The organism is Pseudomonas sp. zfem003 (assembly GCF_032621675.1).
Lineage (GTDB): Bacteria > Pseudomonadota > Gammaproteobacteria > Pseudomonadales > Pseudomonadaceae > Metapseudomonas > Metapseudomonas otitidis.
Window position 1 is genome coordinate 313,391 of sequence record NZ_JAVYJG010000010.1, and the last position, 19,288, is coordinate 332,678.

Genomic DNA, 19,288 nt, shown 5'->3' on the forward strand with positions numbered 1-19,288 from the left:
GGCAACGGTGAGCGAAACCGCCCGAGCCCCCGCCATCAGGCGGTCCGGACGGATCGGGTGAGGTTGGCTACATGCCTTCGAGGCCGCCGATCACCAGCGACTTGATCACGAAGCCGAGCACGCCGAGGCCGAGGGCGAGGAACAGGATGAAGGTGCCGAAGCGGCCGGCCTTGGACTTCTTGGCCAGGTCCCAGACGATGAACGCCATGAACAGCACCAGGCCGGCGATCATCGCCGTCATCATCCATTCTTCAAATTTTTCGGGGCTCATTGGTCAACCTCGTACAGCGAAACGATTCAGGCCCGGCCGCGAACGACCAGGCTCGGATGCCGTGGAGGGCGAGGGATGCGGTTAGTAGTTATGCGAGCCGGCAGGCTCTTATGGGCGAAACCACGCGGGGCACAGCAAAGGCGGGGCGCATTATACGCGATGCCCGCCCCTGCGCGCTGCCACTCATTGGTTCAATTGCGCAGATGCCCCAGGGGCAGCTCGGTGCTGCTCAGCACCTGGTTGAGCACGAAGCTGGAGCGCACGCTGGTGACGCCCTCGATGCGGGTGAGCTGGCCCAGCAGGAACTGCTGGTAGTGGTCCATGTCCGGCACCACCACCTTGAGCTGGTAGTCCGCCTCCATGCCGGTCACCAGGCAGCACTCCAGCACCTCGGGGCACTGGCGGATCACCGACTGGAAGTGCTCGAAGCGCTCCGGGGTGTGGCGGTCCATGCCGATCAGCACGTAGGCGGTCAGGCTCAGGCCGAGCTTCTTGCGGTCCAGCAGGGCGACCTGGCGGATGATGTAGCCGTCGTCCTCCAGCTGCTTCACCCGGCGCGAGCAGGGCGAGGGTGACAGGCCGATGCGCTCGGCCAGCTCCTGGTTGGAGATGCGGGCGTCGCGCTGCAATTCGGCGAGGATTTTCAGGTCGTAGCGGTCGAGTTTTTCCATTTCAGGCGCCGTTTTATTTTTGATTGCTGATTGTCTTCTGATTTTGGTGAATCGTTGCGCAGATGATAGTTAAGTCAGCAATCTTCGCAATCCTCTGTCGCGCTGCCCGACGTAAGATTCTCTCCAGTTTCACGGCCCGGACACATGTCCAACCGACCCGCCCAATCAGGCGCGTCGGCGCCGCCGAACCCACCGGTTCGAGCAGGCCCCCGGGTCCGCACTGCCCAACCAGGCAGGCGACGAAAGCAGCGACACGATCGCTAGCACAGGACGAATTACCCCGAGAGGAGGCCCATGGAACGGGCCTCCTTTTTTTATGCCTGCAGTTTGGGGATGGAGATGGGCCGCTGGTGCAGCGAGGCCGTCTAGTGGCCCTGGACCACCTCGATGGGGTCGGCGTGGACCAGCACGTCGGCGCGCGGGTAGGCGTCGCGGATGGCGTCCTCCACCTGCACGCACAGCGCGTGGGCTTCGGACAGCGGCATCTCGCCGGGCAGCTCCAGGTGCAGCTGCACATACCAGTGGTGGCCGGAGACGCGGGTGCGCAGGTCATGGGCACCGAGCACGCCGGGCACGCCACAGGCCAGCTGGTGCATGTGCTCGCCCACGTCGGGGTCGATCTCCTGGTCCATCAGCACGCCGATGGATTCCCGGGCGATGCCGATGGCGCTCCACAGGATGTAGGCGGCGATGCCCAGGCCGAACAACCCGTCCACCTGGTCCCAGCCCAGGCTGGTGAGCACCAGCGCCAGCAGGATGCTGCTGTTGAGCAGCAGGTCCGAGCGGTAGTGCAGGGAGTCGGCGCGCACGGCGGTGGAGTGGGTGATGCGGATGACGTGCCGCTGGAAGGCCAGCAGCGCAATGGTCAGCACCAGGGACAGCAGCATCACCGCGATGCCCAGCGCCTGGGCGCCGAGGGGCTGCGGGTCGCGGATCTGCTCCACCGCCTGCAGGCCCACCAGCACGGCGCTGGCAGCGATGAAGAGCGCCTGCGCCAGGCCCGCCAGGGATTCCGCCTTGCCGTGGCCGTAGTGGTGGTCGTCGTCCGCCGGCTTCAGGGCGAAACGCACCGCCAGCAGGTTGAGGAAGGAGGCGGCGCTGTCCAGCATTGAATCGGTCAGGCCGGCCAGCAGGCTGACCGAGCCGCTCAGCCACCAGGCCACGGCCTTGGCCAGCACCAGGGTGAGGGCGACCGAGAGGGAGGCGGCAGTGACCTGGCGCAGCAGGCGGGCGTGGTGTTCCGGTGTGGTCATGGCTGCTTCGGCGTGTAGTAGAGGAGGTCCAGGACCGGGGTTTCCAGGCCGAGGGCGCTCATGGCGGCAGTGACTTGGCCCCGGTGGTGGGTCCCGTGGTTGACCAGGTGGGCGAGGATCTCGGTGTGGCTGCGCTGGAAGCGCTCGCCGGCCTGGTTGCGGTACTCCAGGGGCGCCAGCAGGCCGCTGTCGTCCTGCCCGGCCAGCCAGGCCCGCCACAGGCCCACGCCTTCGGCCAGCACGGCGGCCAGTCCGGCGCGGTCAGGCGCGGCCTCGGCATCCAGACGCTCGAAGGGGCGTGGCAGGTGCAGTACCCGGGCGAACCAGATGCGGTCGGCCACGGCGATGTGGTTCAGGGTGGTGTGGATGGAGCCGAAGAACAGCCCGCAATCCGCGCGGTAGCGGGCCTCGTCGAGGCCCTCCAGGCTCGCCAGCAGACGCCGGTTGGCCCACCCGTGGTAGGCCAGGAGCCGGTCGTGGTGGCTGGCGAGGGCGCGCATGTCAGGCGGCCGGGGTCAGGCCGTAGGCGGCCAGCTGTTCCAGGCTGCCGGCGTGGCGGATCAGACGCGGGTCGTCCAGCGGCAGGTTGCGGCCGGTGTCCTGCTCGATGATCGCCTTCAGGCGGGCGTTGTCGACCTGGCCGTCGCTGCCGATGGCCTCGCGCAGGCGCTCGGGGGCGACGTGGGCGGTCTCGTTGCCCGGCAGGTAGATGGCGCCGGTGGCGAAGTCCACGCCGAAGGCGATCAGGCCAGGGATCACGTAGAACAGCACGCCGATGGCGTTCAGCGCGGCCACCACCGGGTCGATCTTGCCTTCGATCTGGCCACGGCGATCCGGGAAGAACAGCGTGCCGCAGGCGGTCAACTGGGTCAGCAGCGCGGCGGCGACGGCGCCGCCGATCAGGCGGGTTTTCAGGCGCATATACGGCTCCATGCAGAAAAATGGCGTCACTATACCAAGGCGTTCGGGGCAAAACCTGAAGCACACCTGAGACCACACGAAAGGGCTGGCGGTTCGCCGCTATAATCGCCGCCCTGCGTTGGAGCCCCCATGAATCCACTCCCCATCGATGCCGTACTGCCCGCCCTGCGCGAGGCATTGGCCTGTCGCCACGAGGCGGTGCTCGAAGCCCCGCCCGGCGCGGGCAAGACCACCCGCGTCCCCCTTGCCCTGCTGGACGAGCCCTGGCTCGCCGGGCAGACCATCCTCATGCTGGAGCCGCGCCGGCTGGCCGCCCGCGCCGCCGCCGAGCGCCTGGCCGCCGAGCTGGGCGAGGGCGTCGGCGAACGGGTGGGCTACCGCATCCGCCTGGAGTCGAAGGTCGGCCCGCGCACCCGCATCGAGGTGGTGACCGAAGGCATCCTCGCCCGGCGCCTGCAGGACGACCCGGCGCTGGAGGGCGTCGGCCTGGTGATCTTCGACGAATTCCATGAGCGCAGCCTGGATGCCGACCTGGCTCTGGCGCTGACCCTCAACGGCCGCGCGCTGCTGCGCGATGAACCGCTGAAGGTGCTGCTGATGTCCGCCACCCTGGAGGGTGAGCGCCTGTCGCGGCTGCTCGACGACGCCCCGGTGGTGCGCAGCGAAGGCCGCATGCACCCGGTGGAGGTGCGCTGGGGGCGCGCCAGCCAGCCGGGCGAGCACCTGGAGCCCCGGGTGGTGCAGACCGTGCTGCAGGCCCTGGCCGACGAGCCCGGCAGCCTGCTGGTGTTCCTCCCCGGGCAGGGCGAGATCCGCCGGGTGGCCGAGCAGCTCGGCGAGGCCCTGGCCGGTCGTGACGACATCCTCCTCTGCCCGCTGCATGGCGAGCTGGACCTGGCCGCCCAGCGCGCCGCCATCGAGCCGGCGCCGGCCGGCACGCGCAAGGTGGTGCTGGCCACCAACATCGCCGAGACCAGCCTGACCATCGACGGCGTGCGCGTGGTGGTGGACGCCGGCCTGGAACGGGTGCCGCGTTTCGACCCGGCCAGCGGCATGACCCGCCTCGACACCCAGCGCATCGCCCGCGCCTCCGCCATTCAGCGCGCCGGCCGTGCCGGCCGCCTGGAGCCCGGCGTGTGCTACCGGCTGTGGTCGGAGACCCAGCACGACCAGCTGCCGGCCTACGGCACGGCGGAAATCCTCCAGGCCGACCTCACCGGCCTGGCCCTGCAACTGGCGCGCTGGGGCGTGGAACCCGGCGAGCTGGCCTGGCTCGACCTGCCGCCGACGGCGGCCTACGCCCAGGGCCGTGACCTGTTGCAGCGGCTGGGTGCCCTGGACGGGCAGGGCAGCCTGACCCGCCACGGCCAGGCCATGGCCGAGCTGCCGGCCCACCCGCGCATCGCCCACCTGCTGCTGCGCGGCCAGGCCCTTGGTCTGGGCACGCTGGCGTGCGACGTGGCGGCGTTGCTGGGGGAGCGCGATATCCTCCGTGGCGGCGGCGCCGACCTGCACAGCCGCCTGGCCCTGCTGGCCGGTGAAAGCCCGGCCGCACGTGGCGCCCGGGGCGGCGTGCAACGTGCCCGGCAACTGGCCCGGCAGTTCCGCAGCTACCTGCGCGGGCAGCCCGCCGAGGCCGTGGCCGATCCCGATCATCCGCGCTGGCTGGGCTGCCTGCTGGCCTTCGCCTACCCCGACCGCGTGGCCCAGCAGCGGCGCGCGGGCGGCGGTGAATACCGCCTGGCCAATGGCCGCGCGGCGCTGTTCACCGAACCCGATGCGCTGATGAAGTGCCCCTGGCTGGTGATCGCCGACCTCGGCAGCCGCCAGGGGCAGCGCGAGGAACGCATCTACCTGGCCGCCGAGCTGGACCCGGCGCTGTTCGAGGGGCCGCTGGCCGAACAGGTCGGCACCCTGGACGTGCTGGACTGGGACGAACGCGAGGGCGTGATGCGCGCCGAGCGCCAGCGCCGGGTCGGCGAACTGGTGCTGGCCCGCGAGCCCCTGGCCGGGCTGGACGAAGCCGCCCGCACCCGCGCCCTGGTGGCCCTGGTGCGACGCAAGGGTCTGGAGCTGCTGCCCTGGACCCCGGAGCTGCGCCAATGGCAGGCACGCATCGCCCTGTTGCGCCGGCTGGACCTGGCCGAGCGCGGCAGCAGCGACTGGCCGGATGTCAGCGATGTCGCCTTGCTGGCGAGCCTGGACGACTGGCTCGGCCCCTGGCTGGGCAAGGTCAACCGCCTGGCCCACTTCGCCAACCTGGACCTGGCCGGCATCCTCACCGGCCTGCTGCCCTGGCCCTTGCCCCAGCGCCTGGACGAACTGGCCCCGCGCACCCTGGCAGTGCCCTCGGGCTCGTCGATCCGCCTGGACTACAACGAGGAGCCGCCGGTGCTCGCCGTGCGCCTGCAGGAGCTGTTCGGCCTGGCCGACACCCCGCGCATCGCCGGCGGCCGCCAGGTGGTGAAGCTGCACCTGCTGTCCCCGGCGCACCGCCCGGTGCAGGTCACCCAGGACCTGGCGAGCTTCTGGCGCACCACCTACGCGGATGTGAAGAAGGACCTCAAGGGGCGCTACCCCAAGCACTACTGGCCGGACGACCCGCTGGTGGCCGAGCCGACCGCCCGCGCCAAGCCCCGGCGCTGATCAGGGCGCGGCGGGTGGCAGCAGCACCCGCAGCACCAGCGGCAGGTGATCGGCGATGCGCCGGGTGTCCGCGTTGCGCACCCGCGCATCCAGCAATGCCAGGCGCGGGCTGTGCAGCAGGTAGTCGAGGGTTTCGCCGCTGCCGCCGTCCGGCTGCGGGAAGCGGGTGGCCCACTGCCCGTCGCTGTCGGCCTGGCTGGCCTGGCGCGACGGCACCAGCGGGTAGCGGTTCCACAGCGGCTCCAGTGCATCGCGTTCGCCCTGTCGACGTACCGCCGGCGGTGGCGCCTGGTTCAGGTCGCCGCCCAGTACCCAGGGCTGCTGCCGGTTCTCCAGCTCATCCAGCACGCTACGAACCATGGCCACCTGCCGGTCCGGCAGCGTGGTGTCGTCCTGTCCGTCGTCCAGGTGGGTGGTGAGCAACGCCAGGCGGCCGCCGCCCTGGACCGCCACATGGCCCAGCAGCAGCGCCGTCTTGGGCCCGAACAGGCCGCCGGCCTCGGGCAGTTGCAGCCGCTCGGCGGCGTCCAGGCGAACCCGGCTGAGCATGACCAGCTGGGTGCCGACGCTGCCCAGCACGGCGGGGTCGGGCACGAAGGCGGCCTTCCAGTAGAAGGTCCGCGTGCTGCAGGGGTAGAGGTCGGCGAGGCGCTCGGCGAGCAGGGCGGCCTGGTCCTGGAAGGCGCTGGCGCGGGCGCCGTCCTGCAGCTCCTGCAGCAGCACCACGTCGGCCTGCTCATCGCGGATCACCCGCACCGCCTCGTCCAGGCTGTAGGCCAGGTCGGCGGGGGTCAGGTGGTGGGTGGCGTCGTCGCGGTCGGTGAGGTCGTGGGCGAAGGTGAGGCGGGTACCGGCCAGGGCCTGGAGGTTCCAGGTCATCACCTTCACGGCCTGGCCCTGTCGCAGCGGCGGGGTGTCGGCGCTGCAGGCCACCGGCAACGCCTCGCGCGGGGTGGGGTGCCAGGTCAGCACATAGGCCAGCGCCGCCAGGCCGACGCCGACGACCAGCAGGCAGAGCAGGAGACGGCGCAGGAAGGTGGGCATCGGTCCGGGCTGGCTGGGCATGAGCGGGGCAGCATACCCGAGGCCCGTCCGGCGGCCCAGCGAAGCGAAGGCCAGCGGCTATGCTTCAGGGTGCCCAGGCCGCTGTGCAGCGGCCGATCGGGCCGGCCGGAGGTTATCCTCCAGCATTCGAGGCCGAGCCGAACGGCAAGGGAATTGCAGGCTTTGCCGCTGCGTTCGTTCCCGGGAGCCGGCATGCGCAAGTTCGTTTCACCCTTCCTCGCCATGAGCCTGGCCCTGGTGCTGGCCGGCCCGCTGCTGGCCGACGAGCCGCCGCCGTTGCGGGTGATGACCGATTATTGGCCGCCTTTTCGCATCGAAGGGGAGAACGGGCGCATCACCGGCCTGGACATGGACCTGCTGGCAGAACTCGAGCGGCGCACCGGGCTGCACTTCGAGGTGCAGCGTGCGCCCTGGGCCCGGGGCCTGGCGGCGCTGCAGGGTGGCACCGCCGACCTGATGACCGGGCTGGCGCGTACCCCGGAGCGTGAGCGCTACATCGACTACCTGGCCCAGCCTTACTACGCCTGCGCGCCGCGCCTGTATGCCTCGCCGGAGGTGGCGCCGCGCATCCGCCACTACGCGGACCTCAAGGGCCCCACCATCGGTTTCGTGCTGGAGTCCGTCTACTTCGAGCCCTTCGACTCGGACCGGAACCTGGCCAAGTTCGGCGTGAACAACGAGGCGCAGCTGCTGCAGATGCTCGCCCTCGGGCGCTTGCAGGTGGTGATCGGCACCGATTGCCAGGTGGACTACGAACTGCGTGACCCGCACCTGGCCGGGCGCATCCTGCGCACCGCCTACCAGCCCGAGGCACGCACCGACCTCTACATCGGCTTTTCCCGCCAGCGGCCATTGACGGCGGAGCGCCAGCGCATTGCCAAGGCGCTGGAGCAGATGCAGGCGGAGGGCTGGATACAGCGGGCGGCGGCGCGCTACCAGCCGCCCCAGGAGTGAAGGCTCAATCCACCACCAGTTCGAAGTCCTGGCTGAGGTCCCAGAACGTCGCTTCCACCTTGTGCCCGTCCAGGTCGCGGACGAAGCAGCCGTAGTAGGGCGCGCCGTATTCCTCGCGCGGGCCCGGCGCGCCGTCGGGGCGGGCACCGGCGGCGACGGCGGCCTGGTAGAAGGCGTCCACCGATTCACGGTCCGGGGCGAAGAAGCCGATGTGGGTGCCGTTGCCGACGCTGGCCGGGGCGCCGTTGTAGGGGCGTTGTATCCAGAACTCCGGGTACTCGCGGCCGTAGGCCACCGCCCCGGGGTGCTCGACGACACGGCGGCAGCCGAGGGTGGCCAGCACCCGGTCGTAGAAGGCGACGGCACGGTCGAAATCGTTGCTGCCCAGGGATACGTGGGAAAGGATGCTCGGGTTGCTTTCCATGGCGGGTTCTCCTTCAGGGGGACCCACCGAGCCTAGCAGGCAGTTGAAGAACCAACGGCGTCGAAACGCTCTCTGCGGCCGTTCCCGCTTTGTACCGGCGCGCTTTTCAACAGCCTGCGAACGGGGTTCAGCGTTCCGCTGCCGGCTCTGCCAGGAGGCTGAACAGCCGGTACATCAGCACGCTGGCGAACAGCTGCAGGCCCGCGTCGAGGCAGTCGGCCAGCAGGCTGCCGAGGGGATCGGGGTGTTCGCCGAGCTGTGCGCCGATCCACCACTCGAAGCCCCACATCGGCCCCACTGCCAGCAGCAGGCAGCAGAAGACGGTGACGAAGTGGCCGCCGGTCATGCGGTAGCTCTCCTTCATGGCCTCCATGGGGGCGAGGCCATTGATCACCAGCAGCAGCTCGGCAAAGGCCAGGCGGCTCATGATCCACAGCCCCGGCAGGATCATCAGCGACAACCCGAGCATCACCAGCAACGTGGTGAAGGCCGCCAGCACCGCGTAGCCCGGCCAGCGCCACAGGGCCATGGCCCAGAGCTGCTGGCGGCGCAGGCGCAGGCCGCTGCTGCGGCTGTCGACGAAGAGGATCAGCGCACCGGTGTACATCGGGTAGAAGAACAGCCGGATCAGCAGCTGCGCCGCCGCCGGTGTCGGGCCTTCGAACCACAGCGCGGCCAGTTGCTGGACCAGCGCCTCAAGCAGGATGAACGGCAGGCAGAGCAAGGCAATCTGGCTGGCATGCCGGCTGAAGAAGTAGCAGGAGTCGCGCAGCAGGAGGAGGGGATTCATCGACGGGCGCCAATAATTCAGGGCTGTAAACGAACTCTAGACGATGCCCGGCAACGTCTCAAAAACGCACTGGCACGCTGCTTTGGCGCGTTGGCCTCCGGCAACCTATGTCGGCAGGTGGGCGACGATCATGTGCCCAGCTCCGCCAGCAGGGTGGCGCAGTCCAGCACCCGGCCGTACTCCCCGGCGAGGTTGGCCATGGCCATGTCGTGCACCTCCTCGGCGGTGCGCGGCCGGCCGGACCAGTCGGGCTTGGCGAAGGTGTAGCAGGCGTCGCTGACCACCGTGGTGGCGAAGCCCAGGCAACTGGCGCTGCGGGCCGTGGCTTCCACCGAGTTCTCGCTGGCGACGCCGACCACCACCACCGCGCGCAGCCCGCGCACGTGCAGCCAGCGTTCCAGCTGGCTGTGGATAAACGCATCGGTGACGTTCTTCTCCAGCACGGCTTCGTCCGCGCGGGGCTCGAAGGCGTCCTGGAAGCGCGCGCCGTCCTGGCCGGGAGCGAACACCGAGGCCGGGTCGCGGGAGATGTGGCGGATGTGCACCAGCGGCCAGCCGCGTTGGCGCCACAGGGCCAGGAGTTCGGCCATGCGGGCTTCTGCCTCAGGGTGGTTGCGGGGCGTGGCGACCCGCCGGATACCGCGTTGCTGGTCGATGATGAGCAGGGCTGCCGGGGTGTGCATGGGTGTGCCGTCCGTTGCGTGGCGAGAGGGGCGATTCTGCCCGCGCCTTTGGGCGCCGTCAGCCCCCGGTGCACAGGCTGGTGGCAACTCGGCAGGCGCGAGGGCGCCGGGGGCTGGCATACTGCCGCCCTTGCCGCTGTTCACCGAGGTTCCCCGTGAAGAAGATCGCCCTGTTCGCCGATGTGCAGAACCTCTACTACACGGTGCGCCACGTCTACGGCTGCCACTTCAACTACGGCGCCCTGTGGCGCAGCCTGTCGGAGCAGGGCTGCCTGGTGGAGGCCACCGCCTACGCCATCGACCGTGGCGACCCGCGCCAGCGGCAGTTCCAGCAGATCCTCCGCAACCTGGGCTTCCAGGTCCGCCTCAAGCCCTTCATCCAGCGTGCCGACGGCTCGGCCAAGGGTGACTGGGACGTGGGCATCACCATCGACGTGCTGGACGCCTGCGACAGGGCGGACTGCATCGTGCTCGCCTCCGGCGATGGCGACTTCGACCTGTTGCTGGAGCGCGTCCGCAGCCGTGGCCTGGAGGCCGTCGCCTATGGCGTGCCCGGCCTCACCGCGCAGTCACTGGTGCGCGCCGCCAGCCACTACGTGCCGATCGACGGCGACTTGCTGCTGCGCTGAGCCTCCGCCGCCTTGCGCCGGGTCGGTTCGGCGCGGGGTGCCTGCACCTGCAGGGGCGCGGGGATGCGCTGCTCGAACGGGGTGGAGAGGATCAGCGAGGTCTTGCTGGCGCCGTACTGGCTGAGGTGGTCGAGCAGGTCCTGCAGCTCCGGCATCGAGGCCACGGCAGCCTTCATCAGCACGCAGGCATCCCCGGTGATGCGGTGGCACAGGGCGATCTGCGGGATGCGCGCCAGGGCTTCGAGGGTGCGCTTGGATTCGTGGTCGGTCAGGCGCAGTTCGATGACGCACTCGATGGGCAGGCCGACCTTCGCCAGGTCCACCGAGGCGTGGTAGCCGGTGATCACCCCGGCGCTTTCCAGCTTGGCCACCCGGTCCGCGACGGCGGGGGCGGAGAGGTTCACCCGCCGGCCCAGCTCGGCGAAGGTGGCGCGGCCGTTCTCCATCAGGGCGGCGAGCAGCAGGCGGTCGTACTTGTCCATGGGGGCTCCGGGTGCTTCTGTGGAAAACAAGGCCGATAGACGCAATTGCCTTTTTTTCAAAGGTTCATGCCCCATACAAGAAGGTTTGTCTTCTTATTGGGGCGCTAGAGCCTTGCATAGAATAGGTGACCCTGTCATCGGAACGACGAGTCCTGCCATGTCTTCGCGCGCATCGCCGCTGTTGCTGATCGCCTCCTTCTTCGCCCTCTACGTCATCTGGGGCTCCACCTACCTGGCCATCCGCATCGGCGTGGAATCCTGGCCGCCGCTGCTGATGGCCGGCGTGCGCTTCGTCATCGCCGGCGGGCTGCTGTTCGCCTGGCTGCGCTGGCGCGGTGCGCCGATGCCGAGCCGGCGCGAGTGGAAGGCCGGCGCGGTGATCGGTGTGCTGCTGCTGAGCTGCGGCAACGGTGGCGTGACCCTGGCCGAGCACCTGGGCGTGGCCTCCGGCGTGGCGGCGCTGGCAGTGGCGACGGTGCCGCTGTTCGCCCTGGTGTTCGGGCTGATCTGGGGCCAGCGCACCAGCGGCCTGGAATGGGCCGGCATCGCCCTGGGCCTGGCGGGCATTGCCCTGCTCAACCTGGGCTCCAACCTGCAGGCGAGCCCCCTGGGGGCGGCGCTGATCCTCTTTGCGGCGGCCAGCTGGTCCTTCGGCTCGATGTGGAGCAAGCAACTGCCGCTGCCCGCCGGCCCCATGGCCAGCGCGGTGGAGATGCTCGCCGGTGGCGTCGCCCTGTTGCTGGGCAGCGCGCTGAGCGGCGAGCGCATGACCAGCCTGCCCACACCGGCTGGCTGGGGAGCACTGGCCTACCTGGTGGTGTTCGGCTCGATCATCGCCTTCAGCGCCTACCTCTACCTGCTCAAGCACGTGCGCCCGGCAGCGGCCACCAGCTACGCCTACGTCAACCCGGTGGTGGCGGTGCTGCTGGGGGTGAGCTTCGCCGGCGAGCACATCGGCGCCGAGGAGGGGCTGGCGATGCTGGTGATCATCAGCGCGGTGGTGCTCATCGGCCTGCCCCAGTGGCGTCCGTCCCGCGCCAGCGCCCGGGCCTGAGTGCTGCGGCACGCCGGGCGCCAGCCCAGCGTGCCGGCGAGGCCGCAAGGCCCTAGAATGTCGGCTTTCCATCCTGCCGGCTGTTTTCCATGACCTTTGCATCCCTTGGCCTGATCGAACCCCTGCTGCGCGCCCTCGACGGGCTCGGCTACCAGACCCCTTCACCGGTCCAGGCCGAGGCGATACCCGCCGTGCTCAAGGGACGCGACCTGATGGCCGCGGCCCAGACCGGCACCGGCAAGACCGCCGGCTTCGCCTTGCCGCTGCTGCAGAAGCTCACCCAGGAAGGCCCCCAGGTGGCGGCCAACTCGGTGCGCGCCTTGGTGCTGGTGCCCACCCGCGAGCTGGCCGAGCAGGTCCACCAGAGCCTCCAGGCCTACGGCCAGCACCTGCCCCTGCGCACCTACGCGGTGTACGGCGGGGTCAGCATCAACCCGCAGATGATGAAGCTGCGCAAGGGCATCGACCTGCTGGTGGCCACCCCGGGCCGCCTGCTCGACCTGTACCGGCAGAACGCGGTGAAGTTCAGCCAGCTGCAGGCGCTGGTGCTGGACGAGGCCGACCGCATGCTCGACCTGGGCTTCGCCCGTGAGCTGGACGAACTCTTCGTCGCCCTGCCGCGTCGCCGGCAGACCCTGCTGTTCTCCGCCACCTTCTCCGACGCCATCCGCCAGATGGCCCGCCACCTGCTGCGCGACCCGCTGAGCATCGAGGTCAGCCCGCGCAACGCGGCGGCCCGCAGCGTGCGCCAGTGGCTGGTGCCGGTGGACAAGAAGCGCAAGACCGAACTCTTCCTGCACCTGCTGGAGCAGCACCGCTGGCGCCAGGTGCTGGTGTTCGCCAAGACCCGCAAGGGCGTCGACCAGTTGGTGGAGGTGTTGCACGCGCGCGGCATCGCCGCCGATTCGATCCACGGCGACAAGCCCCAACCCTCGCGCCTGCGGGCCCTGGAGCGGTTCAAGGCCGGGGAGGTGGACGTGCTGGTGGCCACCGATGTGGCGGCCCGTGGCCTGGATATCCACGACCTGCCCCAGGTGGTGAACCTGGACCTGCCCATCGTCGCCGAGGACTACGTCCACCGCATCGGCCGCACCGGGCGTGCCGGGGCCACCGGTGAGGCGGTGTCGCTGGTGTGCGCCGACGAGGTGGAGCTGCTCTCGGCCATCGAGGTGCTGATCCGCCAGACCCTGGAGCGCCGCGAGGAGCCGGGGTTCGAGCCGGACCACCGGGTGCCGGTCACCGACGCCAGCGGCGCCATCCTGAAGAAGCCGAAGAAACCCAAGAAGCCGAAGGAGCCGGCGGCCGGTGGCAAGCCCGCGCGCCTGGGCAACTGGATCGACAGCGAGAAGCCCAAGGTCAAGGCGGTGCGCAAGAGCCCCGGCTTCTCCCGTGGCAAGAAGGGCTGACCCGCTTCGGTGTAGTACCCCGGTTCGCCGGGGTATTGCGTTATCGCCAATTGGAATTTGAGCGCGCTGCTCAATAACCGATCAACCCGCTCCAGCCCCCGCCGTGCCTGGCTCCGCCTGGCCTTTCCACGAGTTATCCACAATCCGTTCCACAGGAAATGGGGGCAGAAAACGCCCCCTGCGGCATCCCGCCGCTCTAGTTCGCGGCCTTGAAACGCGACGGCGGGTATTGCCTTTTCCCGCGTCTGATGGCAGGCGCCGGTTCGTCGACAATCCCCAGGGAAATTTCCCTTTTCCGTGTGCTGTACGAAATCTGCTCGCTGGCTGGATCGCCAGTATTCATGGGGCTTGCAGGCAGTTCTCTACGAGTTGTCCACAGGCTCCTCCACAGTTTTTGTGGGCAGCTGCAGGCTTGCCTGGAGCCGGTTGATCTGTTAGCTGGCAGGCGGTTCCGCGGTTTCGGATTTGTACGAAAAATGATCAGTTCGGGCGGGGGCCGGCCCCTGCTGGGGCCGGGCTCGGCATCCACCCGCTGTCCACAAGGTTATCCACAGGTTCTGTGAATAGTCGGGCTCAGGCCTCGCCGCCCTTGCCGGCACGCAGGGCAGCCGCCTGGAGCTTGTAGCGGGCCACTTCGGTGACGTCGTAGATGACGATGCACAGGTGGTCCACCTGGCCGTTGGCGCCCCCCAGGGGGAGCAGGGTGACGTTCTGGTACATGAAGGCTTCCTCGCCGGTGATCGGCTGGTAGTTGTCGAAGCGCATCAGGTACGGGCGTTGTTCCCACAGGCTGAAGGCCCGGGTGCCCAGTTGCACCACGCTGTCCACCTTGCGGCGCAGCCAGGTCTCGTCGATCTCGGCGAACAGCTCGAACAGCGGCTTGCCGTGGACCTCGTCGGGGCCGAGGCCGGAGTGGTTCTCCATGAAGCTGTTCCACACCTCGACGCGGTACTGGCGGTCCACCACCACCACGCCGACGTCGATGCATTGGACGATGTCCAGCAGCCAGTGGATTTCCTTGATATCGATCTGTGCCGGCATGGGTCAGTCCATCAGGTAGCGGATCTTGTGGGTGAGGCGCGGGATGGCCTCTTCGGTGAACAGCACCAGCAGGTCGAAGTGGATGTCGTGGCCCTCCAGGCTGTAGCTGATCTCCACCGCCAGGGTCTTCTTCCAGCGGCTGCGGTTGAGCTGGATCAGCCGCTCGATGGAGGCATGCTGGCCCAGCAGTTGCGGGTGGCCCTGGGAGAAGCGCACGTCGATCTGCTCGGCGATGCCCGCCAGGCAGGCGCCGATGAGGATGCTGGCGAGGTCCAGCAGCATCTCCGAGGTCTCGTTGTCGTCCGCCGGCTGCCAGCGCAGCAGGCGCGCCATGTCGGCGATCTCCGAGTCGTGGAACAGCAGCAGCGCCTCGCCGGCGATGGCGTCGCCGATGAAGCCCTGGCACACCGCGCTCAGCCGCTCGCCGCGCTGGGCGTCGGCCAGGGTCATGTGCAGTTCGCTGACCTCGAAGATGTTCACGTTGGGCACCGGCAACTGCACGAACACCCCGAGCACCTTGGCCAGCAGCGCGGCGGCGCGACCCATGGCGACGTTGGTCACCTCGCGCAGGGCGTCGCGGAAGTTGACCTTCAGCGACAGTTCCTCGCGGGGCGGCAGGTCCACCGGCGGGGCGTCGTCGGCCGGGGGGCGCATCAGCCCCAGGCGCAACAGGGTGGCGCGCAGTTCGTCGGGGTCGGCGGGCTTCTTGATGAAGGCCAGCGCGCCGAGTTCCATCACCCGGCGCTGGGCTTCGTCCTGGATGTCGCCGGACACCACCACCACGCGGGCCTTGAGGCCCTCGGCGCGGAGCTGGGCGAGTACCTGGTAGCCGTCCATCACCGGCATCGTCAGGTCGAGCAGCACCACCAGGCCGAGGCCCTGGCGGATCGCGGCCATGGCTTCTTCCCCGTGGTTGGCCTGGGTGATGGACACCGGCCATTCCGGGGGCAGCGCGCGGATCAATTGCTTGCGCGCCATCATCGAGTCGTCGCAGACGAGAAGGGGGATCACTGAGCGGTTCCGCCGTGGACTGCTGGGAGGTGAAAGCAAGCATAGACGCTGTGAGGAGCGCCCCGGAAGCCGTCTTGCACCTTCTCTGTGGGGTGTTCTTCAGCGCGCGTCGAGGGGGCGCACCATGAAGCGGTGGGCAGCGATGCCGGGCACGCCGGACGGGCGCTCCAGCATCACCCGAAAGCCCAGCCGTTCGTACAGCGCCTGAGCGCGGGGATTGGCGGCGGAAACGTCCAGCGCCGCGCGGTGGTAGCCCTCCAGGCGGCCCAGGTGCAGCAGGTGGTCGATCAGCTGGCGGCCGATGCCCTGGCCGGTGAGGTCGTCGGCCACGCCCAGGTGGGCGAGGTAGCAGGCGTCGCGTGGTGGCGGCTGGATCACCTGCTCCAGCTGCAGGCCCCGGCGGATCACCGCCGGGGCGCCCAGGTGGTAGAAGCCGAGGATCTGGCCCAGCGCCGCCAGGCTGTTGGCGAGGTTACGGGCGCCGCTGAAGGCCGCGCCGGTGGCGACGATGCGCCCGTCCAGCTCGCCGACCCAGTGCAGGTCATGGCCGAACTCGCCGGCCGGGCGGGCCAGCGTCCAGCGTAGGAAGTCGAGCGCGTGGCGCTTGCCGTGGCTGAAGGCGTAGTCAAAGGCGGCCGGGCCCGAGCGGTAGACCAGCGGGGCGATGGCGGGGGCATCAGCGGCGACGGCGGGGCGGAAGGTCAACGGCATGGTGACTTCGACTGCGCGGGGGAGAGGCGAAATCTAGCACGATGGTTCCGTTTTCCAAGTGGCCGTCACGCCGGGGCGTCGATCCCCAACCAGTCCAGCATGCCCAGGCCAGCACGCCGGCCGCTGGCGAAGCAGGCGGTGAGCAGGTAGCCGCCGGTGGGGGCCTCCCAGTCGAGCATCTCCCCGGCGCAGAAGACTCCGGGCAGGTCCTTCAGCATCAGGCCCTCGGTCAGCACCTCGAACGGCACGCCGCCGGCGGAGCTGATGGCCTCGTCCAGCGGGCGCGGGCGCACCAGGGTGAGGGGCAGGCGCTTGATCACGGCGGCCAGGCGCGCCGGGTCCTGGAAATCCGCCTGGCTGGACAGCTCCCGCAACAGGCCGGCACGGGCGCCGTCCAGGCCCAGCTGGCTGTGCAGGTGCTTGGCCATGGAGCGTGAACCCCGGGGGCGGGCGAGGGCGGCGCGGACTTTTTCCACAGGCTGGTTGGGCAGCAGGTCGAGGTACACCGTGGCCTGGCCATCTCGGTTGATGCGCTCGCGGATCGCGGCAGACAGGGCATAGACCAGGCTGCCCTCGACGCCCTGCTCGGTGAGCACGAATTCGCCCTGGCGCGGCGGTGTGTCGTCCAGGGCCATGGCCACCGGCTTGATCGGCGCGCCGGCGAACTTCTCCTTCAGCAGCGCGCTCCAGCCCGCCACCTCGAAACCACAATTGCTCGGCTGCAGGCGCCGCACCGGCACGCCACGGGCTTCCAGCAGCGGCACCCAGGCCCCGTCCGAACCCAGCCGTGCCCAGCTGCCGCCGCCCAGGGCCAGCAGGTAGGCGCTGGCCTCAACGCGGACTTCCCCGTCCGGCGTGGCCAAGCACAGCGCACCGCCCTCGGCCCAGCCGAGCCAGCGGTGCCGCGTGTGGACCTGCACCCCCAGCTCGCGCAGGCGCTTAAGCCAGGCCCGCAGCAACGGCGCGGCCTTCATGTCCGTGGGGAACACCCGCCCGGACGTCCCGACAAAGGTGTCGATCCCCAGGCCATGGATCCACCCCCGCAACGCCTCGGCATCGAACCCTGCCAGCAGGGCGGCCACTTCGTCCCGCCGCTCGCCATAACGCCCCAGGAAGGGGGCCAGCGGCTCGGAGTGGGTGATGTTCATCCCGCCAACACCGGCCAACAGGAACTTGCGCCCCACCGAGGGCATGGCGTCGTAGAGATCGACACGTACACCGGCACGGGCCAGGACTTCAGCGGCCATCAGGCCGGCAGGGCCGCCGCCGACAACGGCGACGCAGGGGAGGGGCTGGGTCATGAAAGGCAGGGGCTGATTGGAGTGGCGCGCATTCTAGCAGGGGTGGTGGCTGGGGCGTTGGGGAGGGATGTCAGGGGCTAGTTCGAACAGCCCAGCGCGCTTTCTTCGTCACAGTTCAATACTGGAAACAAGGGTGTGAGATTGATGGTTATATCTTTCACGCACTCAATGTGTGTTCTTTTTTCTGGTTTTGATAGTGAGGATACGGTAATGCCTGATCGTACTTCCGGAGTTTCTTCCATGTTATAGCTGCTGTAAATCTCATAGCGGTAATCACCTCTTATGAAATTAATTCTGGCGTAGTCGACTCCGCTTCGAAAATAGTGATTGAACCAAAAAGGCTCGAAATGACGTTTCGAGAAGGTGCTGATGGTCAGTTCTGGCGTGTCGAGATTTCCGAAATAGTAGGTGAGTGACGAGATTCTGTTATTGATCTCCTTGCCACAAAGACTGATCAGTTTCGATCGTTTCGTTTTGCACGAAAAATATACTTTTTCCCCATTTGGACAGGCTGCCTTAGTGGCAGGGAGAGTCTCTCCGTGAACTGCAGTGTTTAGGAAGGCAGCAGCTAAAAAGAGGGTGATAAGAAAATGATATTTGATGTTCATGGTCTGGATTTAAGCGTGTCTTGTGATCTATTGAATGCGCGAGCTGAAATGAGGCTGTTTTTTACGAACTCTCATTTACCTGGTTTAGCGACCGCTAAGGATTGTCTGGAGTGGCCTGTTATTTTGGCTGGCTCTAGCACCTATTCATCGGAAAATCGTGCAGCGAGATCAGCGTGCTTCACTAGGTTCGGGAAGCATTCTTCAGAGTTTCCTTTGTTGTTCTAATTTTTACGCGCTCAGGTATTTGCTCTCGCTTATCCTTCTTGAGCATCAGGGTTTGGTATTTTTCGTAGTATTTTTTGGCGATTTCTTTTTGGGTGGGCCAGTAAGCGTCGGCAATGTTTAAATATAGAGGGATGCGATTTGGAGCGACCTCTTTGATTGGCAGAAGAATGGTAAGTGCTTGCTCCATTTTCTTCGCCTCAACTAATACATAGCCAATGTCATTGTAAAGTGGTGCGTTTTTCTTGGTGAGTGGGTGGTTGTTAAAGAGGCTTTTAATCAGACCCTCAGATAGATAATTCCCTGCGGTCTTTGCGGAATTTTTCTCAAGAGTTTCAATTGCAATGGCGTGAGTCAGTTCTAAGGAGTCTGATTCCTTTCCTTCCGTTATGAGTCTTAGCTTTTCTCTAAATAATTCTGGGTTCTTATAAAAATAAAATGACGCATCTCCATTTTCAGATTGTCCTTCGAATCCAGAGAGTAACTCCTCTTCTGAAATTGATTTCCTGAGGATTTCTTCTGTTTTTTCAAATATTTTTGCTTGATATTGCGTTCCTATTATGCCAATTCCGGTGTGGCGTAATTTGTAAATACAAGTTATGGCTAATATATCGCCATGAGTAGAGTTTCTGCCTACTGTTGCTAAATTTCCGATCATCGCATCGCCACCCTCCGGATCACAAATATTGGCAATGGTGATAGTTTTGCCGGGATATTCGGAAGTAGCCAAGATTGCAGATATCGATCTGTCGCCTGAGGGGAAGTCTGAGTAAAAGAACTCTATTTTATTAGCGTTGCCGAAGGGCGGGGTCAAATCTATTGTTTTAGCTGAGATAGATAGGCTGAATGGGAGTGCTAAGAAAAGTGCGATATTTTTTTTCATTTTACTAGCTCTCTCCGGTGAAGTAGGGTTTAGTGCGGCTCAATGGAATGCCGTTGGTGATGCGCAGGAGTATTACCAACGATCTAGGTTCTGTACGAAAAGTACTGCCGCAGGCATCGCAGCGTGCAAGCCAGCGTGACCATTGCGGCAAAACTTCTGGCGAGCTTGTCGTAACGGGTGCTAATTCTCCGGTTCTCTTTTAGCCAGCCAAACATCCGCTCAATGATATTCCGCTGCCGGTATTTCGGACGATCAAACAGTC

The 19,288-nt window shown here is 67.0% G+C and carries 22 protein-coding genes; 5 read left to right on the forward strand and 17 right to left on the reverse strand.

All coding sequences use genetic code 11. The features are described from left to right. Nucleotides 1-67: 67 nt before the first annotated feature. The 5 genes from RTK35_RS24380 to RTK35_RS24400 all read right to left on the reverse strand — a co-directional run bounded on the left by RTK35_RS24380 (nt 68) and on the right by RTK35_RS24400 (nt 3,116). On the reverse strand, nt 68-271 hold the full coding sequence (locus tag RTK35_RS24380) for a DUF2788 domain-containing protein (RefSeq protein WP_021221994.1): 204 nt from the start codon (nt 269-271) through the stop codon (nt 68-70). Nucleotides 272-462: 191 nt separating this feature from the next. After that, nucleotides 463-942 (reverse strand): Lrp/AsnC family transcriptional regulator, encoded by a 480-nt coding sequence (locus RTK35_RS24385; protein WP_044410664.1) that lies wholly within the window; start codon nt 940-942, stop codon nt 463-465. A gap of 365 nt (nt 943-1,307) precedes the next feature. Further along, on the reverse strand, nt 1,308-2,195 hold the full coding sequence (locus tag RTK35_RS24390; protein WP_172432664.1) for a cation diffusion facilitator family transporter: 888 nt from the start codon (nt 2,193-2,195) through the stop codon (nt 1,308-1,310). Beyond that, nucleotides 2,192-2,695 (reverse strand): DinB family protein, encoded by a 504-nt coding sequence (locus RTK35_RS24395; protein WP_160482270.1) that lies wholly within the window; start codon nt 2,693-2,695, stop codon nt 2,192-2,194. The genes RTK35_RS24390 and RTK35_RS24395 overlap by 4 nt, the downstream gene beginning before the upstream one ends. A 1-nt stretch (nt 2,696) precedes the next feature. Continuing rightward, the gene (locus tag RTK35_RS24400; RefSeq protein ID WP_316909206.1) at nt 2,697-3,116 is read right to left on the reverse strand and encodes a polyribonucleotide nucleotidyltransferase; all 420 of its coding nucleotides are present in this window, start codon (nt 3,114-3,116) and stop codon (nt 2,697-2,699) included. Between the two features lie 129 nt (nt 3,117-3,245). Here RTK35_RS24400 and hrpB point away from each other — a divergent pair, with 129 nt between their 5' ends. Further along, nucleotides 3,246-5,762, forward strand: coding sequence for an ATP-dependent helicase HrpB (hrpB, locus tag RTK35_RS24405; protein WP_316909207.1), 2,517 nt, complete (start codon nt 3,246-3,248; stop codon nt 5,760-5,762). Here hrpB and RTK35_RS24410 read toward each other — a convergent pair whose 3' ends face one another. Beyond that, nucleotides 5,763-6,806 carry an endonuclease/exonuclease/phosphatase family protein gene (locus RTK35_RS24410; RefSeq protein WP_316909214.1) on the reverse strand — a complete coding sequence of 348 codons (1,044 nt, stop codon included), beginning with the start codon at nt 6,804-6,806 and terminating at the stop codon, nt 5,763-5,765. It lies immediately after the preceding gene. 213 nt (nt 6,807-7,019) lie between these two features. On the opposite strand from RTK35_RS24410, the gene RTK35_RS24415 reads away from it, so the two are divergent. Beyond that, entirely contained in the window at nt 7,020-7,781 is a 762-nt protein-coding gene (locus RTK35_RS24415; protein ID WP_410478708.1) for a substrate-binding periplasmic protein, read from the forward strand. A gap of 4 nt (nt 7,782-7,785) precedes the next feature. Here the strand turns inward: RTK35_RS24415 and RTK35_RS24420 are convergent, their stop codons facing one another. From RTK35_RS24420 to RTK35_RS24430, 3 genes are all read right to left on the reverse strand, one after another. Continuing rightward, nucleotides 7,786-8,205, reverse strand: a complete 420-nt coding sequence (locus tag RTK35_RS24420) for a VOC family protein (RefSeq protein ID WP_044410647.1) — start codon at nt 8,203-8,205, stop codon at nt 7,786-7,788. A 127-nt stretch (nt 8,206-8,332) separates the two neighbouring features. After that, a complete protein-coding gene (locus RTK35_RS24425; protein ID WP_172432666.1) occupies nt 8,333-8,995 on the reverse strand; it encodes a hypothetical protein in 663 nt (220 codons plus the stop codon). Between the two features lie 128 nt (nt 8,996-9,123). Continuing rightward, nucleotides 9,124-9,678 carry a cysteine hydrolase family protein gene (locus tag RTK35_RS24430; RefSeq protein WP_308724917.1) on the reverse strand — a complete coding sequence of 185 codons (555 nt, stop codon included), beginning with the start codon at nt 9,676-9,678 and terminating at the stop codon, nt 9,124-9,126. A 155-nt stretch (nt 9,679-9,833) separates the two neighbouring features. On the opposite strand from RTK35_RS24430, the gene RTK35_RS24435 reads away from it, so the two are divergent. Next, nucleotides 9,834-10,307 carry an NYN domain-containing protein gene (locus RTK35_RS24435; protein WP_044410639.1) on the forward strand — a complete coding sequence of 158 codons (474 nt, stop codon included), beginning with the start codon at nt 9,834-9,836 and terminating at the stop codon, nt 10,305-10,307. Here the strand turns inward: RTK35_RS24435 and RTK35_RS24440 are convergent. Then, nucleotides 10,271-10,789, reverse strand: a complete 519-nt coding sequence (locus tag RTK35_RS24440) for an Lrp/AsnC family transcriptional regulator (protein ID WP_044410636.1) — start codon at nt 10,787-10,789, stop codon at nt 10,271-10,273. The genes RTK35_RS24435 and RTK35_RS24440 overlap by 37 nt on opposite strands. 157 nt (nt 10,790-10,946) lie before the next feature. Here RTK35_RS24440 and yedA point away from each other — a divergent pair, with 157 nt between their 5' ends. Both yedA and RTK35_RS24450 read left to right on the forward strand, forming a co-directional pair. Next, nucleotides 10,947-11,843, forward strand: a complete 897-nt coding sequence (gene yedA, locus RTK35_RS24445) for a drug/metabolite exporter YedA (RefSeq protein WP_160482280.1) — start codon at nt 10,947-10,949, stop codon at nt 11,841-11,843. 89 nt (nt 11,844-11,932) lie between these two features. Continuing rightward, a complete protein-coding gene (locus tag RTK35_RS24450; protein ID WP_069560754.1) occupies nt 11,933-13,249 on the forward strand; it encodes a DEAD/DEAH box helicase in 1,317 nt (438 codons plus the stop codon). A 573-nt stretch (nt 13,250-13,822) separates the two neighbouring features. Here RTK35_RS24450 and RTK35_RS24455 read toward each other — a convergent pair. The 7 genes from RTK35_RS24455 to RTK35_RS24485 all read right to left on the reverse strand — a co-directional run. Then, nucleotides 13,823-14,290 (reverse strand): PAS domain-containing protein, encoded by a 468-nt coding sequence (locus RTK35_RS24455; RefSeq protein ID WP_107330384.1) that lies wholly within the window; start codon nt 14,288-14,290, stop codon nt 13,823-13,825. A gap of 3 nt (nt 14,291-14,293) precedes the next feature. Further along, entirely contained in the window at nt 14,294-15,301 is a 1,008-nt protein-coding gene (locus RTK35_RS24460; protein WP_044410626.1) for a response regulator, read from the reverse strand. A 99-nt stretch (nt 15,302-15,400) separates the two neighbouring features. Further along, the gene (locus tag RTK35_RS24465) at nt 15,401-16,012 is read right to left on the reverse strand and encodes a GNAT family N-acetyltransferase (protein WP_044410624.1); all 612 of its coding nucleotides are present in this window, start codon (nt 16,010-16,012) and stop codon (nt 15,401-15,403) included. A gap of 65 nt (nt 16,013-16,077) precedes the next feature. Beyond that, nucleotides 16,078-17,313: a TIGR03862 family flavoprotein gene (locus RTK35_RS24470; protein ID WP_316909208.1), complete on the reverse strand. Its 1,236-nt coding sequence runs from the start codon at nt 17,311-17,313 to the stop codon at nt 16,078-16,080. Nucleotides 17,314-17,390: 77 nt separating this feature from the next. Continuing rightward, a complete protein-coding gene (locus RTK35_RS24475) occupies nt 17,391-17,921 on the reverse strand; it encodes a hypothetical protein (protein ID WP_316909209.1) in 531 nt (176 codons plus the stop codon). A 181-nt stretch (nt 17,922-18,102) separates the two neighbouring features. Beyond that, nucleotides 18,103-19,026: a hypothetical protein gene (locus RTK35_RS24480; protein ID WP_316909210.1), complete on the reverse strand. Its 924-nt coding sequence runs from the start codon at nt 19,024-19,026 to the stop codon at nt 18,103-18,105. Nucleotides 19,027-19,109: 83 nt separating this feature from the next. After that, a partial coding sequence (locus tag RTK35_RS24485; protein WP_316909216.1) for a transposase occupies nt 19,110-19,288 on the reverse strand: 179 nt, incomplete at its 5' end.